The 17,674-nt window shown below is 62.4% G+C and carries 11 protein-coding genes; 5 read left to right on the forward strand and 6 right to left on the reverse strand.

Annotated elements, in window-relative coordinates; all coding sequences use genetic code 11:
• Window positions 1-172: 172 nt before the first annotated feature.
• Entirely contained in the window at window positions 173-520 is a 348-nt protein-coding gene (locus IGW03_RS15320) for a hypothetical protein (protein ID WP_194723430.1), read from the forward strand.
• A gap of 250 nt (window positions 521-770) precedes the next feature.
• Here the strand turns inward: IGW03_RS15320 and IGW03_RS15325 are convergent, their stop codons facing one another.
• Complete coding sequence (locus IGW03_RS15325) at window positions 771-914, reverse strand: hypothetical protein (RefSeq protein ID WP_194723431.1); 144 nt, start codon at window positions 912-914, stop codon at window positions 771-773.
• 56 nt (window positions 915-970) lie between these two features.
• On the opposite strand from IGW03_RS15325, the gene IGW03_RS15330 reads away from it, so the two are divergent.
• Window positions 971-3,076, forward strand: coding sequence for a DUF4142 domain-containing protein (locus IGW03_RS15330; protein ID WP_194723432.1), 2,106 nt, complete (start codon window positions 971-973; stop codon window positions 3,074-3,076).
• 179 nt (window positions 3,077-3,255) lie between these two features.
• On the opposite strand, the gene tldD is transcribed toward IGW03_RS15330, so the two are convergent.
• The 3 genes from tldD to IGW03_RS15345 all read right to left on the reverse strand — a co-directional run bounded on the left by tldD (window position 3,256) and on the right by IGW03_RS15345 (window position 9,920).
• Entirely contained in the window at window positions 3,256-4,716 is a 1,461-nt protein-coding gene (gene tldD, locus IGW03_RS15335; protein ID WP_194723433.1) for a metalloprotease TldD, read from the reverse strand.
• A 151-nt stretch (window positions 4,717-4,867) separates the two neighbouring features.
• Window positions 4,868-5,674 (reverse strand): carbon-nitrogen hydrolase family protein, encoded by an 807-nt coding sequence (locus tag IGW03_RS15340; protein WP_194723434.1) that lies wholly within the window; start codon window positions 5,672-5,674, stop codon window positions 4,868-4,870.
• A gap of 10 nt (window positions 5,675-5,684) precedes the next feature.
• Window positions 5,685-9,920 (reverse strand): YhdP family protein, encoded by a 4,236-nt coding sequence (locus IGW03_RS15345; protein WP_194723435.1) that lies wholly within the window; start codon window positions 9,918-9,920, stop codon window positions 5,685-5,687.
• Here IGW03_RS15345 and IGW03_RS15350 point away from each other — a divergent pair.
• The 3 genes from IGW03_RS15350 to IGW03_RS15360 all read left to right on the forward strand — a co-directional run bounded on the left by IGW03_RS15350 (window position 9,901) and on the right by IGW03_RS15360 (window position 13,333).
• Complete coding sequence (locus tag IGW03_RS15350) at window positions 9,901-10,200, forward strand: hypothetical protein (protein WP_194723436.1); 300 nt, start codon at window positions 9,901-9,903, stop codon at window positions 10,198-10,200. The two genes, IGW03_RS15345 and IGW03_RS15350, sit on opposite strands and share 20 nt — an antisense overlap.
• Window positions 10,187-12,979, forward strand: a complete 2,793-nt coding sequence (glnE, locus tag IGW03_RS15355; RefSeq protein WP_194723437.1) for a bifunctional [glutamate--ammonia ligase]-adenylyl-L-tyrosine phosphorylase/[glutamate--ammonia-ligase] adenylyltransferase — start codon at window positions 10,187-10,189, stop codon at window positions 12,977-12,979. Before IGW03_RS15350 ends, glnE begins: the two co-directional genes overlap by 14 nt.
• Before the next feature lie 66 nt (window positions 12,980-13,045).
• Window positions 13,046-13,333, forward strand: coding sequence for a cupin domain-containing protein (locus tag IGW03_RS15360; protein WP_194723438.1), 288 nt, complete (start codon window positions 13,046-13,048; stop codon window positions 13,331-13,333).
• 48 nt (window positions 13,334-13,381) lie between these two features.
• Here IGW03_RS15360 and IGW03_RS15365 read toward each other — a convergent pair whose 3' ends face one another.
• Window positions 13,382-16,414 carry a hybrid sensor histidine kinase/response regulator gene (locus IGW03_RS15365; protein WP_194723439.1) on the reverse strand — a complete coding sequence of 1,011 codons (3,033 nt, stop codon included), beginning with the start codon at window positions 16,412-16,414 and terminating at the stop codon, window positions 13,382-13,384.
• Window positions 16,415-16,611: 197 nt separating this feature from the next.
• Window positions 16,612-17,622 (reverse strand): type I glyceraldehyde-3-phosphate dehydrogenase, encoded by a 1,011-nt coding sequence (gap, locus tag IGW03_RS15370; RefSeq protein ID WP_194723440.1) that lies wholly within the window; start codon window positions 17,620-17,622, stop codon window positions 16,612-16,614.
• Window positions 17,623-17,674 lie beyond the last annotated feature (52 nt).

A 17,674-nucleotide genomic window follows, 5' to 3' on the forward strand; every position in this document is an offset into this window, starting at 1 on the left:
CGCAGCGGGCACGCTTCCCGCAAGGAAGCCGGGCGCTTCGTCAGGCTGTTTCTTTCCTGACAATCCTGATGCAGCGGCGCAACCGGAATTGACCGGCAGGGCATTCGGCAGCGAATTCGCATTGCACCGGCAATTTTGTCCATTATCATGAATGGATGAAGGAGTCATTGCCATGAAAACCTCTTTGCTAGTCCTGACCGCAACCGGCGCCTTATGCGCAGTACTTCCGCCGGCACACGCCGGCGGCAATGTCCAGTGGTCGTTATCGGTCGGCAGCGGCGTACCTGTCTATGTGCCGCCACCCGTCGTCGTTTATGAACCGCCCCAATACATCTACGGGCCGCCGCCTTCTGCCTTTCCCGACAGGCCGGTGTATTACCAGTACCAGGCGCCGCCACCGCCGGTGCATTATGTGGTGCCGGGACCGGTGATTCAGTATCAGCCGCAGCCTTACTATCATCACCATCATCACGGTCATGGTTATGGCCGAGGTCCTGAACGCAGCAGCCTGCGGCGTTAAGCAAACATGCCTGCCGCCTGACTTCACGCCTCGCATCGACAACGCCTTCCACAGAGAGCGCATGAAATCTGTTTGCCTTGGCGGATGAAGCACCTCAGGCCCTGGGAACATCCTCTGCGTCACCGCCATCCAATGTATGAAACATGACATAGCGCGCAGCTTGGCGGCTATTGTCATTGGCTCCTTGAAAGGCGCTTCCCGCAAGCGCAGGACATGGCGGTCCGGCCCTCTTGACTTGAGAGGGCGAGAATCAAGGAAGCGCTGCTGCATATAACCGGGTTAAGGTGCCGTTGTCTTCAATAAGTTCTCGTTTGATTTTTAAATTCCCGGCACGGATGTCAGGTATTTGATTTAGATTAAGCCCGATTAAGAACAGGATTTCGGCATCGAACATGTGCCGGCTGCTTCACGTCAGAGACGGACCTGAACAAATTCGACGTGGAGCACCCAATGAAAAAGGCTTTACCCCTTCTGCTGACCGCACTTCTTGCCGCATGCGGTGGAGGCAACGACGATGCCGCCGTAGCCAGTTCACAGCCTGCAACTCCGGCACCTTCGAGCCCTGCACCGAGCAGTGCACCGATTCCAACCCCGGACACGACCACGCCGACGACCACTCCTGCATCGACCGTTACCGCTGCCGAAAGCACCTTCCTTTCCGAATCCGTGCAGAGCGGAACGGCCATCGTTCAGCAGGCGCAGGCGGCATTGCAGCGGTCGAGCAATGAAGACGTCCGTCGTTTCGCCCAGCTGCTGATCGACAATCACAATCAGCTCAATACATCGCTCGCACAGCTCGCTCAGGCCAACAATGTCACGCTCCCCGCGAGCGCAACATCTTCCGGCGCCACCGGCACTGCCGGTGCCACAGGCTCAACCAGCACCACCGGTACCACTGCCGGTACGCAAAACACGACTACCGGCAACAGCGCAACAACGATAGGCGCGACTCCATCCGCCAATCCGACCGGCACGACATCGAACGAAGAGCTTGACCGACTTTACCTGCAGCAGAGCCTGCAGCAGCAAAGGCAATACGTGACCCGATTCAATGAGCAGGCGAACGGAGCGACCAATGCGCAGATCAAGGCCTTTGCACTGAACACCTTGCCGCTGCTGCAGTTGCAGCTCCTCACCGCGAAGGAACTCGACGCCTCTATCGATCCGGCAGCATACCTCGTCGGTTCGTACGAAGACGGCCTTGGCGAAATCAGCCTCGCCAACCTGGCTTTGGAAAAGTCGCAGGTCGAGGCAGTGCGCTCCTATGCGCAAATGATGATCGCGCATCATACGGAGCTGAATCAGCAGATCGCCGCAATCGCGCAGGCGAGGAATCTGACGCTGCCCCAAGCCGGCACGCTGCCGGTTGAACATGCGGTTCCCAGAGAAAGTCTCGCACAGCTGAGCGGAGCGGATTTCAACAAGGCCTACATGAGCCAGAACGTCATCGTCCACCTCGGCGACGTCGGTGCGACCCAGGCGCAATCGACTTCCGGCACGGATACCGAGGTACGCAACCTGGCGACAGCCTCGCTGCCGAGGCTGCAGGCCCATCTGCAGGAAGCGACCGACCTCCATGCATCCATCCAGCCCTCGTTCCTGGCGGCGGCCTTCCAGAGCAACGTCAATGAGATCCTGCTCGCCACCCTCGCCACACCGCAGCGTGCCACCAACGAAGCCGTACGCCGGTATGCGCAGCATATGGTGGAGGATCACGGCAAGCAGAACACGGCGGTCGCGCAGCTGGCCGGCCAGGAAAACGTCGTGCTTCCAACAAAGGTGCTGCCGGCTGAAGGCGTGATCGCCTATCGCACGCTTCTGCCGAAGTCAGGCGACGACTTCAATCGCACATACACGGCCGAGAACGTGCGCCTGCATGAGGTTGCCGTGGCCCTGTTCACCGACCGCGCTGCCAACGAATCCGATCCGGAACAAAAGGCATTCGCAACGGCAAATCTGCCCGTGCTGACAGCCCATCTCCAGGAAGCTGCACAGCTGAACGACAGCCTGCCGGCGGCGACCACGCCAACCGGAACGACTGATCCAGCTGCTGGTGCCGGTGCAACCACCCCGGGCGCGGATACAAGCACACCGGCCGCTGGTACGACTACGCCGCCTGCCGGCTCAGGCACGCCGGCAGGATCGACCACGCCGGGCACTGATGCAAGCACGCCTGCAGCAGGTACGACCACACCGACTGCGGGTTCAGGCACGCCAACCGCCGACGCAAGCACACCGGCCGCTGGTACGACTACACCGTCTGCAGGCACAACGACACCGGGCGCAGGTTCGACCACTCCGACTGCGGATACAAGCACGCCGGCGGCAGGCACGCCCGCTCCGGCGCCAGATCCGACTGCACCGACGGCACCGACTGCAGATACGACTACGCCAACAGCAGGGGCAACCACGCCGCCCCCGGATGCCACCACACCCGCTGCTGGCGCAGCGACGCCGGCTGCAGGAGCAGCCACTCCGACGCCTGATCCAACAACTCCGGATGCCGGTACGGCGACGCCGACCGCAGGCGCGGCTGCACCGGCTGCAGGTACCTGATCGTCCGGGAACAAGCCCGGCAGCCAATGGCTGTCCGGGCTGCTTGAAGAGCCTTCTTCAAAGCTCTTCGCCGGTGCAGGCGATCCGGCTGCAGCCCTTGGTGGCTGCACAAAAAAAGCGCGGTGCCGAATTGCTTCGGCACCGCGCCTTACTGTTGCAGTGTTAAAGGGAAGTCTGCCCTAGGCAGTGCCGCCCACCGTCACGCCGTCGATGCGCAGCGTAGGCTGTCCCACGCCCACGGGAACGCTCTGGCCTTCCTTGCCGCATACGCCGATGCCGCTGTCGAGACGCATGTCGTTGCCGATCATGCTCACGCGATTCAGGACATCCGGGCCATTGCCGATCAGGGTTGCGCCCTTGACCGGATAGCTGATCTTGCCGCCTTCGATCATGTAGGCTTCGCTCGCCGAGAACACGAACTTGCCGTTGGTGATGTCGACCTGGCCGCCGCCGAAATTGACCGCATACAGGCCGTTCTTCACCGAAGCGATGATTTCCTGCGGGTCCTTGTCGCCGCCCAGCATGTAAGTGTTGGTCATGCGCGGCATGGGCAGATGCGCATAGGATTCGCGCCGCGCGTTGCCGGTCACCGGCATGTTCATCAGGCGCGCGTTCATGGTGTCCTGGATGTAACCCTTCAGGATGCCGTCCTCGATCAGCGTGGTGCACTGTGTCGGATTGCCTTCGTCGTCGATGTTGAGCGAACCGCGGCGGTCTGCAATGGTGCCGTCGTCGACCACGGTCACGCCCTTGGCGGCGACGCGTTCGCCGATGCGGCCCGAGAAGGTGCTGGAGCCCTTGCGGTTGAAGTCGCCTTCGAGGCCGTGGCCGATGGCTTCATGCAGCAGCACGCCCGGCCATCCGGAACCGAGCACGACCGTCATCGGGCCGGCGGGCGCGGGACGCGCATCGAGATTGACGATCGCGGTCGCCACCGCTTCGGAAGCATATTTTTCCAGCAGCTCATCGCTGAAGTAGGCATAGTCGTAACGTCCGCCGCCGCCGCTGGAGCCGACTTCACGGCGTCCGTTCTGCTCGGCGATCACGGTCACGGAAATGCGCACCAGCGGACGGATGTCGGCCGCCAGCACGCCGTCGCTGCGCATGACGAGCACGACGTCGTATTCGCCGGCCAGGCCCGCCATGACCTGCACCACGCGCGGGTCCTTGGCGCGCGCGATGCGCTCTATCTTTTCGAGCAGGCGCACCTTCTCGGTGGCATCGAGGGAATTGAGCGGATCGTTCGGCAGATAAAGCGAACGTCCGCCGACCGGCTGCACAGAAGACGCCACTTTTATCTTGCCGGCGCCCTGGCGGGCAATGGTACGGGTGGCCGCCGCAGCATCGAGCAGCGCGCGTTCGGAGATTTCGTCGGAATAGGAAAACGCCGTCTTGTCGCCGGAAACCGCACGCACGCCGACGCCCTGATCGATGGAGAAGCTGCCGGTCTTGACGATGCCCTCTTCCAGGCTCCAGCCTTCGTTCTTGGTGAACTGGAAGTAGAGGTCGGCGTAATCGACCTTGTGGGTAAAAATGGCGTCGAGGGTCTTGACCAGCTGGGATTCATCGAGGCCGAAAGGCGTCAGCAGGACGTCGCGGGCAATGGCGAGGGATTGGAGGTTCGGTTCGAATGGCTTCATGATGGCTTTCTCGGGCCTGCAGTCGAGGAGCGGCTGCGGCGGTTTTCGATGCGTAGATTGTAGTGCATCTGCCGCCCTGCAGTGTACGGCATGCGGAGCAACCGTCATGCCTGCCGCGGCGCCTGGCGGCACCGCTACGGTCGGCAGGGTTCTACAGCTTGCGATGTTTCAGTGCCGGCAGGCTGGCGCGCACACGCTGCAATTGCTCCGGGTCAATCTCGCCCATGACCACGCCTTCGCCTTCCGGCAGGACGCCGACCACTTCGCCCCACGGGTCGACCACCATGCTGTGCCCCCAGGTGCGGCGCCCGTTGGGATGCTTGCCGCCCTGTGCCGAGGCAAGCACATAGCACTGGTTCTCGATGGCGCGCGCGCGCAGCAGGATTTCCCAGTGCGCCTGGCCGGTGGTATGGGTAAATGCGGCCGGCATGACGATCAGCGCGCAGTCGCCCATCGCCCGGTACAGCTCGGGAAAGCGCAGGTCGTAACAGACGGAAAGACCTACCCTGCCGAAGGGTGCTTCGAAGGTGCTGACGGCTTCGCCGCGCACGATGGTACGGGCTTCGTCATAGCTTTCCTCGCCCTTGGTGAAACTGAACAGATGGATCTTGTCGTAACGCATCGCATGCCGGCCTTGCGGGTCGTAAACCATCAGCGTGTTCAGCACCTTGCCCGGCTCCTGCGCCACGATGGGCAGCGTGCCGCCGACCAGCCAGATGCGGTGTTCCCTTGCCAGCTCGGCCATGCATTGCTGGATCGGCCCCGAGCCGGGCTCTTCCGCGTGCGCCAGCTTGTCGTTTTCCTTCATGCCCATGATCGGCCAGTATTCGGGCAGCAGGACGAGCCCCGCTCCCTGCTGCGCCGCCTGTGCGACGAGGCGGCGGGCGGTCGCAAGGTTTTCCTCGACCACGGGAGTGGAGACCATTTGTACTGCGGCAATCTTCATTGCTTGTGTCATCGCGTCGTCCCTATCCTCCATTGGAGCCAGATTGATTGGCGGCTTCGCCTGTCGGCACAGCCGGCTTGCGCATCAGTTTCGTGACGACCGGATCCTTCCACGGTCCCGTCACCTCGTATTCGAAGGTGAATGCCCTCATGAGCGGCTCGCGCAGGAACAGCTGCGCAAGGAAGGTGCCGACCCCGATCACCGGATTGACCGCCAGGCCGTACACCACCGACGCCGCACCCACGTTGATGTCGGGGATCACCACGACATGCAGATTCTGCGCCTCGTGCGCGATGTCCGCCGTGCCGTCGATCAAAACCGTGGCGGCCACGCCGCGCATCTTGAAATTGTCGGTGCGCGCCACGCCCTGTGCAATGTTGGCGCCGGCCGTCACGCTGTCGAAAGCGAATCCTTCCGAAAAGACATCGCGGAAATCGAGCGCGAGGCGGCGCGGCAGGGATTGCAGGCTGAGCACGCCCAGCAGCTTGGCCGCCGCAGGGTCCACCTTCAGGAACTGGCCTGAAGCCAGCTCAAGCTTGATCTGTCCGTTCATTGAAGGAACGTCGAATGCGAACGGCGATCCGGTCCAGCTGATCTCGCCCTTCATTTCGCCCTTGCCGCCGCGCAGCACATGCTGGAAGCCGAAGCGCTCCAGCAGCTTGCCGGCATCCGCGATGTTGAGGGTGTAGGCCAGCGTCGACAGGTTTTCCCCGTTGCGGCGGCTCCATTTGCCGGAGGCTTTCAGCTCGCCGTCGCTGTTGGTCAGGGACAGCTTGTTGATGCGCCATTCGCGATTGCCGGAAACCCGCGCATTTTGCGCGACGATTTCCAGCTGCCCGAACTTCTTGCCGAAGAGTTCGAAATTTTCCGCCACGATATCCACGGCCGGCAGCTGGGTCGTGCTGCTCTTGCCTTCTATCAGGTCGGTGACGTCAGACTCGGCTGCCTTGGGAATCACCAGCGAAGCCAGCCGCGCGGTCACGCGGCCAAGGCTGCGGCCGAAGCGCGGTTCGCTCCAGGAGAGGTAGCCCGATGCCTGCTCGGAATCGATGTTGGCCTGCCAGAGGCCGTTCTGATGCGATGCGCCCACCACGACATTGTCGAGCTTGCGATCCATGATGATCAGCTCGGTCGCTCGGGCAGCGAGCACTTCCGGATCGATGTACTGCGCGATGTTCAGGGCGTCGGATTGCTTGCCCGAATCGACGGCAGGGGCAGCGGGAGCAGAAGCGGTAGAAGCAGGGGCAGATGCGGTAGCCGGGGTGGAGGACACCGAGGCCATTGCGCGGCGCCATGCGTCGATATTCAGCGATTTCAGGTTGACATTGACAATGACGCCGCTGTCCGGCACCGGCGCGGGCACATTGACCCCGATGCCGCCGCGCACCACGCGCCATGCCGCATCCCTGTCGGCCGCCTTTTCCCTTTCATACCGGGCGGTGATCGCCGAGCCCAGCGCCAGCTTCATTTCATCGCGTACGGTCGTGGCGTCGCCCGACGGCATTCCCGCCAGCTCGAAACGGAAAGGCAGGCTCTCGTTGCCCGCCTTGCGCAGCGGCGCCGGGAAATCCAAGCCGACGCCTGCAAGATTCGACTCCACCACAATTTCCGGCTGCTTGTTCTTCACCTTGATCGTGGTGGTGTAACGGGTGCTGCCGCTGATGCGGTCCAGCGCGCCCTGCACTGCCGGCGTCGCATAGGTTTTACGGATGCCGTCGGCCGACAGCATGCCCTCGCCCCTGACCTGGATGCTGCCGTCGCGCAGCGTACCGCCCGACACGGCGACCGGCCCGCCGAGGAAAGTGGATTTAACGCCGGCGAGGTTGAAGCCTTTCTCATGAAACTCCAGTTTTCCCTGGGTATTCAGAAGCGGCGGCATCACATTCATCAGCGTGACATTGTTGCCTGCAAACTGCAGGCTGCCCTTGACCTTGGCCTCGCGCATGTTGTGCAGCGGAAGCTGAAGCTTCAGCGCCAGGCTGGTATTGCCGCTGACCCTGGTTTCGTCGGTGAAGTGGTCGATAAAGTTTGCCACCGGGCTTTCATTGGTAAAGCGCAGGAAATTCTCGAACGGCCCCGTGGCATTGCCGTTCACGTCCAGCACCATGTCATGCTTCGACAGGTCGGGAATGATCGCCTTCACCTGGGACAGGCGGGTGCCGGAGGTCTGAGCGCTGTCGGCGGTAATCTCCATGCGCGCACGGTCGAACGCAATGAAACCGTCGATATCATGGATGACCGGCCACATCGGCGTCTTGCCATCCTTGGCGACCATGTCGGGTGCGTAGTTCAGCACCCCGTTCTCGATCTTGCCGGTGACCTTGAACTCGCCTTTCGCCTTGTCGCCCGCTGCCTGCTGCTGAAAGGGGAAATGCGCCAGGTCGCCCTTGAGCTTGAATTTCACATCCCTGACTGCGCCGCCGGTCAGCGCGCCGGTGAGCCAGGCATGGAGCGGCTCGGGCGTCTGCAAGGGCAGGAAGCGGCCGACTTCCTTGAGTTCGAGCCGGTTCAGCTTGCCGCTGACATCGACGCTGCCGGCGGATTTTGCACCCTGCCGAGCCAGCGGCATCAGGTGCTTGCCGCTGAACGAGCCGACCAGCTCATCCTGCTGGAACTCCAGTTTCTGCACATCGAGCAGCAGGCGGTTGTTGCTCTGCAAGGACCAGCTGGCCTGCATGTCCAGCCGGTCGAACGGCATGTCGGGCTCGGCGAAGTAGCCGGGAAGCTGGAGCTGCAGGTCGCTGGAAGCGAGCTGGAAGGAACCTCCGCGTTCGTTCGCATCCACCCGCCCGGTCAGGTTGTCGAAGCCGGGAATGGCGGGCACCGCGGCCTGCGCCGGCCCGGCGGCGGACTTCGGCCTGGCTTCGCGCGCAGCCTGCGGCCTGAGCGACAGCCCGGCGAAATCGCCCTTGACGCTGTAGGCGGCGATGTCGGGATAGCTGCCCTGCCACTGAGCGGAAAAGTTCTTGAGGATGCCGCGCGGTTCGAGATCGGCCAGCATCTTGCGCTGGTCTTCGGGCAGCGGCAGACGTTCCGCGAAACTCGCAATCGTCTTCAAGTCCAGCAGTTGGGCGGCAATATCGGTTTTCGCAGGCTTGCCGTCCCTTGCGGGCGAATGGCTTTCGCTGATCGTGGTGCGCGGAAGGAACACGCCATCGTCGGTCTGCAGCGTGAAATCGATCAGGGAAATCGCATGGCCATACTTGCCGAAGGTGGGCTTGCCGTTCTGCACCTGGGCATCGAACTGTTCGCTGACCGAAATGCGGCCGTCGGCTTCCACCAGGTTCAGGGGTTCAAGGTCCTCGCGCAGCCGGGCCGAGACATTCGACAGTGTCACATCGGCGGTGAAATTGGCGAGCCGGGCGTGATCGACATCCAGCCAGGCGCGGACCGCACCCTTGCCTTGCTGGATGTCGACCGGGTAGTCGACATAGGTTTTCCAGGCGGTGAGGTCGGTATCGCGCAGGTCGGCGTACAGCTGGCCTTTCCACATCGCCGGATCGGAAATGGTGCGGGCGAAATGCGGATGTTCGAAGGCGCCGCGCACATCGAGCGGCGTGGCCATATCAACAGGAGGCGTTGCCCTGAGTGCGAAACGGTGCTTGCGCCAGCGGTTGCGCAGGACGAAATCGACCTTGTCGAGCCGCAGCTCGGGAGCGCTTCGCTGTTCATCCGTCCAGCGCACCGATCCGCCGCGGATGACGATGTGGCGCTGTGACAGTACCCAGTCCGCGCCGCGGCTGCTGCTCTGCGTATTGCCGGCAACCGGAATGCCGGCGACGTAGATACGCCCCTCGCCATCGCGCCGGATTTCCAGGTCGGGATTGGCGACAAGCAACTGGTGCAGGCGAAGGTCGCCCACCACCAGCGTCAGCCACGACAGGGTTGCGGAGACTTCCGGCAAGACCAGGGCCGCATTGCCGGCCTTGTCATGAACGACCAGCCTGTCGATTTCCAGCTGGGGGCGCAGCCCCGACCAGGATGCATGCATGCCGCCGATGGAGACCTTGTTGCCGACCGCCCGTGTCGCGATCTGCTCGACTTCGGACTTGTAGGCGTCGATATTCGGAAGAACGACATAGCGCAGTCCGAGAATCAGCGTGCAGAACAGGAAATAGATGACGAGGAGCGTCCGGAGCAGCGCACCGAGCGCATGATGGGTCAGTGTATTGGCGATCCGATAACATTCTTTTGTCGCATGCCAGCATTGACCCAGAGTAGTCCTGGACGGCTGCGGAATGTTAGGATCGATCGACATCAACGATAAAAGCCAGCGGCGTAAAATGAAAAACTGTTTCGGAACGACGAAGCGATGCCGCTCCGCTTCCTGCACCGCATGGCGCCCTGCCGTTCTGCAAACGGAAAAAATGGAAAAAGCGGAAATCCGGCCGGCGAACCAGGCTCGTCAATACCTCTTGTCGTCCGGACGCATGAATCGGCATTGCAAGGCATATGTTCGCACGGATATCATGCGCCAGCTACAGGCGGCGATGCGCGATAATTCCGCAACTCCACCTGCAGTCAATGCAGCCCGATAACCCGGCCCGGATTCCGGACCCAGACCCGTTAGATACCGTGACTCCATCCCTTTTGACCAGCGACGTTGCTTCCAGGTTCTACTCCAGATGGCTCAATGCCGATCCGGTTCGTGCAGGCATGGTAACGGAGCTTGCCGGATTATCCATGAGCCCGGAGCTTTTTGCTCGCCTTTTACAAAAGGAAACAGCAGCCGGCATGCCCTTGCCGCGGGCGATGCGCCGCGTGCGCAATCTTGTGGTGGCCACCCTGATCGAACGCGACCTGAGCGGCCGCGCCGATCTTGCGGAAGTGCTCGCAACCATCAGCGCCTTCGCCGACTTCGCGGTACAGACGCATGTCAAGGCGCTCACCGCCGAGCTGCAGCAGGTTCACGGCGTGCCGATCGGCGCGGAGTCGGGCCAGCCGCAGGAAATGATCGTCATCGGCATGGGCAAGCTGGGCGGACATGAACTCAATGTCTCGTCGGACATCGACCTGATTTTCGTCTATCCCGAAAAGGGCGAGACGCAGGTCAGCTCGCCCGAACAGCGGCAGCTGTCCAACCATGAATTCTTCATCAAGCTCGGCAAGAAGCTGATCGGCGACCTCTCCGAGATCGCGGAGGACGGTTTCACTTTCCGGGTGGACATGGCACTGCGTCCGAACGGCGCCTCCGGTCCGCTGGCCGCGAGCCTGGCCATGGTGGAAGAGTACCTGCTGGTGCAGGGCCGGGAATGGGAGCGCTATGCCTGGGTCAAGGCGCGCGCGATCACCGGCAATCCCGAAGACATCGCCGCGCTGGACCAGATCGTCCGCCCCTTCGTCTACCGGCGCTACCTCGACTTCGGTGCCATCGAAGCCCTGCGCAACATGCACGGCCAGATCCGCGCCGAAGTGAAGCGCCAGGAAGCGCGCCATCCGGGCCGCGCCAACAATGTGAAGCTCGGCCGCGGCGGCATCCGGGAAGTGGAGTTCCTGGCGCAGGTCTTTCAGCTGATCCGCGGCGGCCGCGATCCGGCGCTGCGCGACCGTTCCACCCGCGTTACCTTGAATACCCTTGCGGAAAAGAATCTGCTGTCGGCCGAGGAAGTCGCCCAGCTGCAGGAAGCCTATGCCTTTCTGCGAAACCTGGAGCACCGCCTGCAGTATGTCGATGATGCGCAGACCCACAACCTGCCGGCCGGGGAAGAGGATCAGCTGCGCATCGCGCGCATGATGGGCTGCGCGGATACCGAATCCATGCTGGCCCAGCTCGACGCCCACCGCGCGATCGTCGCCGGCCAGTTCGATGCCATTTTCGCGGACAAGAGCAGCGGCTCGCCGGCCACGCCGGAAAGCGAACAGGCCGTGTCGGTATCGCATGCGCTGTCGGAGAGCGACGGCGGCGATGCCGTCCGCGCGCACCTGCGCACGCTGGGTTTCGAGGATCCGGCCTCGGCCGCGAAACGCCTGCAGGCGACAGCCCAGTCGCCCCGCCTGCAGTCGCTGCCGGAGGCCAGCCGCGGCAAGCTGATGGCGCTGGTCAATGCGGCGCTGCCCCTGATCGCAGCGACGGCCAACTCCCGCAACGACACGCTGGGCCGCCTGCTCGACTTCCTGGAAACCATCGCCCGCCGGGCCGCCTATCTCGCGCTGCTGACCGAATATCCGACCACCCTCGGCCGCGTCATCCGCATGATGAATGCCAGCGACTGGGCGGCGAAGTACCTTACCCGCCATCCCATCCTGCTCGACGAGCTGCTCGACGACCGCAGCCTCAACGCCGCGCCCGACTGGCCGGCGTTCGAGCAGGAAGTGCAGCGTCAGCTTGCGGCGGCCGACGGCGACACCGAGCTGCAGATGAACGTGCTGCGCGACCTGCATCATGCGCAGCTGTTCCGCCTGCTGGCCCAGGATCTGGAAGGCGCGCTGACGGTCGAACGGCTGGCCGACCATTTGTCGGCGCTGGCTGACATCCTGGTGGGCGCCACGGTCGGCGCCGTGTGGCAATCCATTCACAACCGCCATCGCGAGGTGCCGCGCTTCGCCGTGATCGCCTACGGCAAGCTGGGCGGCAAGGAGCTGGGCTATGCCTCCGACCTCGACGTCATTTTTCTGTTCGACGACGATGACCAGGAGGCGCCCGGACTGTACGCCAAGCTGGCGCAGCGCTTCATCACCTGGATGACCAGCCACACTCCATCGGGCATCCTGTTCGATATCGACGTGGCGCTGCGCCCGGACGGCGCCAGTGGGCTGATGGTGTCGCGGGTGGCCGCCTTCGAGAAATACCAGCTCGCCAATGCCTGGGTGTGGGAACACCAGGCGCTTACCCGCGCCCGCTTCTGCGCCGGCGATGCGGAAATCGGCAGCCGTTTCGAAGCCATCCGCGAAAAGGTGCTGCGCCAGCCGCGCGAGGAAAACAAGCTGCGGCGCGAAGTGGCCTCGATGCGCAAGAAGCTGCACGACGCGCATCCCAACCGGTCCGAGCAGTTCGACCTAAAGCACGATGCCGGCGGCATGATCGACATCGAGTTCATCGTGCAGTATCTGGTGCTGTGCCATGCCGCGACCTATCCTCAACTGACCGCGGACATCGGCAATATCGCCCTGCTCAAGCTCTGCGCCGAATTAGGCCTGATCGACAAGGCGCTGGCCGGCGACGTCGCCGACGCCTATCGCAAGCTGCGCAAGCTGCAGCACCAGATCCGCCTGCAGGGACATGAACGGGCGCGCGTCGATGTCGAAAAGATCCAGCTTGAGGCGGCCCGCGTCAGGGAACTGTGGGCGGCAACGCTCGGGCGCAGTCAGGAGATGTGATGTAGCGCCATGCCTGCGAAGCGGGATGCGGCGCCTCAGGCGCCGGCTATCAGACGGGGGAACAACATGGATCAACGCGATTTTCTCAGGGCACTTTCCGATGAAGGTTTTTCGGAAGTGGTAACGGTCGAACGCGAACCGCACGGATTTCTCGATCTGCATACCCATCCGTTCGAGGCGAAGGCGCTCATCCTCAAGGGCGAGATCAGGCTGCGGGTCGGCGAAACGGAACGTATTTACCGCGCCGGCGATATATTTCACCTTTGCGCCAATGAACCTCATTGGGAAGATTACGGCGACGAAGGCGTGACTTATCTCGTGGGCCGGAAAAGTCCGGACGCCGCGCAGGCTTAGCATGCCGCGGCAAGGCCCTGTCCAAGCCGCATCAAACTCCGCCGGGAGTCAGTGCGGAGGCTCTCCACTCTCATTCCGGGGCTCCAGCAGGCCCACGAGCCTTTCCAACTCCACCGGCTTGACCAGATAGTGGTCGAATCCTGCCGCCAGGGCATTCCGCCTGTCCTGTTCCTGCCCATAGCCGGTGACCGCGATCAGCAGCGCATTCATGGTCTCCTTGCGGCTCTTGAGCATCCTTGCCAACTGAATGCCGTCGATCTCCGGCAGTCCGATGTCCAGAATGCATATCTCCGGCATTGCCTCTTGGGCGCGCTCGAAGGCCGGCAGCGATGCATGCTCGGTCATGACTTCGTGGCCCAGCGCGCCAAGATACATCGACAGCATGTGTGCAGCGTCGGCATTGTCGTCCACAATCAGGATGCGTCGTTTAACGATAGTATCCCTTGCCAACTGTCCGAACTGACCACCCTGCTCGCTCGGCTCCCGCTGCAGTCTCGGCAGGCTGACCATGAAACGGCTGCCCTTGCCAAGGCCGTCACTGCTGCAGGCCACGCTGCCGCCATGCAGTTCCGTCAGGCTCCGGACCAGCGCCAGACCGATGCCCAGCCCGCCCTGCGACCGGTCCGGCGTCCGGTCCGCCTGTGCGAACAAGTCGAATACCCGGGCCTGCATCTCCGGAACGATGCCGACGCCATTGTCTTCCACCAGCATCGTGAGCATTGAATCGTCGACTTGCACAGACAGGTGAATCCTGCCGCCATCGGGTGTATATTTCGCGGCGTTGTTGAGCAGGTTGGTCAGGATCTGCACCAACCGCTTCTGGTCGCCCATCACCTGGACAGGATCGGCGGCGATGTCCAGCGTCAGGCGGTGTCCCCTCGCCGCGATCAATGGCGTCACCTGCTCGACGGCATAGGTGACGATGCTCTTGAAATCCTGGGGACTCTTCGAGATGGTCGACAAGCCGCGTGTCACCCTCGAGACGTCGAGCAGATCATCCACCAGCGCGGTCAGATGCCTGACCTGGCGGTTGATGATGCGGCTGGTGTCCTTCAAGCGTTTGCCGTCGAGCTCGGTGATTTCCATGAGTTCCGCTGCGGCGCTGATGGGCGCCAGCGGATTGCGCAGCTCATGGGCAAGCATGGCCAGAAATTCGTCCTTGCGGTGGTTCGCCTCTCGGGCCGCCTCTTCACTCTGCCGCCGCTCGGTCACGTCGCGTGTCGTGCCGGCGATGGCTTCGACTTCACCGTCCGGGCCGAGCACCGGGACGAAGATGTAATCGTAGATGCGCCTTCCGAAAGTGCCGCTGAACGGCACGTCGCCCCGTATCGGTTTTCGGGTCGACTTGACCTGTTCGATTTCGCGGGAGTGCATTTCCGCATGCCAGGGCTCGTATCCCAGCTCGAGGCAATTCTTGCCGATGGCCTCGTCCCAAGTCTTGCCCCACATCTGCAGCAGCACTTCATTGGCATAGATGAAGCGATGGTCGAGGTCGAACACATAGGCCAGGTCGGGGCTGTTCGCGAGGAAGGTCTCGTAAAGCCGCCGCCGGCGCTCGGACTCGTCGACGACACGTGCCAATTCCTGTTCCACCATCTTCTGTTCGGTGATGTCGCGATAGATGACGGCGATTCCCTCGTTATGCGGATAAGCAGATATGTCGAACCAGGTGGGGCGTCCGAAATAGTCATACAAATTGGTGAACCTGGACGCGACACGCTGCTCCATGACTCGGCGCAGCTCCCTGCCCACCGGCATGTTTTCCGTATCGGGCCACAGCTCCCAGTGCGTGCGGCCGATGATGTCGGCCAGCGGCCGGCCATCCATGCGCAGGCCCTCGGAATTGATTTGCAATACCCGGAATGCCGCATCGAACATGATGAAGCCATCCTTCATCGTCTCGAGAATCTGGTGGCTGCGCTGCTGTTCGAGATGAAGCTGCCTTTCCACCTGCTCTCTTTCGACGACGAGCGCAATCTGGCCTATGCAGATGTCGGTGATGCGCAGTTCCCGTTCGTCGGGCCGGTGCGGCTTGTCGAAGTACACGCTCAGTACGCCCAGCGGCTCGCCGCTGATGGTGTGAAACGGCGTGCTGTACAGCGCCCTGATGCCCTCGTCCCTTGCAAACTGGCGATAGCTTTCATAGACCGGGTCGGTTTCGGTGTCGGCGATGATCACGCGCTTGCGCCTTTCGAATGCCACGCCGCAAGCGCCTTCGCCGACAGGAACATCGAGTAGCTGGGCGAGTGCATCCGGCCCCAGCCCGCGGCTCGCCTCCGTCACAAGCACATTGCGTTTCGGGTCGTGCAGGGAAATGATTCCCTTGCCGGATTGATGCAGGTCGGTGATCGCATTCAGGATGACCTCGAATTGGCCATGCCGCGTGCGGGCCTGAAACAATTCACTGCTCATGGCATGCAATCGCTGCCAGTCCAGGACCTGGCGCGCGAGATCGGCCTGCGACTTTTCCAGCGCCTCGTCGATCCGATCACGTTCCGAAGACAGCGCGGCCTCGGCGCGCTTCCTTACCTGCACCTCCTCGGAGAGTTCCCGGTTAAGCCTTTGCTGGCTCGCCTTGCTGACATGCTCGATCGTGACATCATTGCAAATGGCGAGCACGCCATGCACGCCCGCTCCGTCTTCGATCGGACTGTAACCATAGGTCCACCAGACGTTTTCCCGAGCGCCGTGCCGCGTTACCGGAACGAGCGCGTCCTCATGCCAGGTGGCGCCGTTGCCGGACATGACCAGTTCGATTTCCGGACCGATGATGTGCCATACCTCGCCCCAGCAATCCTGTCCCGGCTGACCAAGCGCCGACGGATGCCGCTCCGGTCCCATGGTGGCGCGATAAGCATCGTTGTAGAACTGAAGCAGGCCCGGCCCCCACCAGATCAGCATGGGATGGTTGGAAGTGAGAATCAGGCGGACCGTGGTCTTGAGAAGGGACGGCCAGGCGTCGGGAATGCCTAGCGAAGTCGCGGCCCAGTCATGAGCGCGTATCAATGCGCCCATTTCTCCGCCGCCGGAAAGAAAGTCCCAGGGCGCTTTTACGCTTCTGCCTGCAGTCAGATTAGTCAAGATGAGCTTCTTTCGCCTGGAACCGGTTGCCTCCCGAAAGACCGCAGGAGTGCCGAAATTGTAACCGCAGATCGAAAAGGCATGTGCACCGCCGACTCCATCCGGATTACGGCATATGCCCGCTTCGACTACCGCAAAAAAAACCCCGCCGAAGCGGGGTAGTTTTCCTGCAGCCTGAATCAGGCCGGGCCGAAACCTTACTTGGCCGACATCAGTGCCACGGTGGTATCGAGCATGCGGTTGGAGAAGCCCCACTCGTTGTCGTACCAGGACGAGACCTTCACCAGGCGGCCCGACACCTTGGTCAGCGTCGCATCGAAGTTGCTCGACGCCGGGTTGTGGTTGAAGTCCACCGACACCAGCGGATCGGTGTTGTAGGTCAGGATGCCCTTCAACGCGCCGTCGGCCGCTTCCTTCATGATCGCGTTGATTTCATCCACGGTCGTGTCGCGTGCCGCAACGAAGGACAGGTCGACGATGGACACGTTGATAGTCGGCACGCGGATCGCGAAACCGTCCAGCTTGCCGTTGAGTTCCGGCAGCACCAGGCCGACCGCAGCGGCTGCGCCGGTCTTGGTCGGGATCATCGACTGGGTGGCGGAACGGGCGCGGCGCAGGTCTTCATGCATCACGTCGGTCAGCACCTGGTCGTTGGTGTAGGCATGAACGGTGGTCATCAGGCCGTTGACGACGCCGATCTTGTCGTGCAGCGGCTTGACCAGCGGCGCCAGGCAGTTGGTGGTGCAGGAAGCGTTGGAGATGACGGTATCCGTTGCCTTGAGCACGTTCTGGTTGACGCCGAACACGACGGTGGCATCGACATCCTTGCCGCCGGGAGCGGAGATGATGACCTTCTTGGCGCCGCCTTTCAGGTGGGCCGATGCTTTTTCCTTGGTGGTGAAGAAGCCGGTGCACTCGAGCACGACGTCGACATTGAGCTCGCCCCACGGGATTTCGGCCGGGTTGCGCTGGGCGAAGACCTTGATCTTGTCGCCGTTGACGATCATGAAGTCGCCGTCGACTTCGACGGTGCCGGGGAACTTGCCATGGGCCGTGTCGTAGCGGGTCAGGTGGGCGTTGGACTGCGCATTGCCGAGGTCGTTGATGGCAACGATCTGGATGTCATTCTTTTTGCCGCCTTCGTAGTGGGCACGAAGGATGTTGCGGCCGATACGGCCATAGCCGTTGATTGCGACACGAATTGTCATGGTTTTCTCCTGAATGAAAGCACGGTAATCATTCAGCCCCCTCCCGCGCAGC

This window comes from Noviherbaspirillum malthae (genome assembly GCF_015352985.1).
In the GTDB taxonomy this organism is placed as follows: Bacteria; Pseudomonadota; Gammaproteobacteria; order Burkholderiales; family Burkholderiaceae_D; genus Noviherbaspirillum; species Noviherbaspirillum malthae.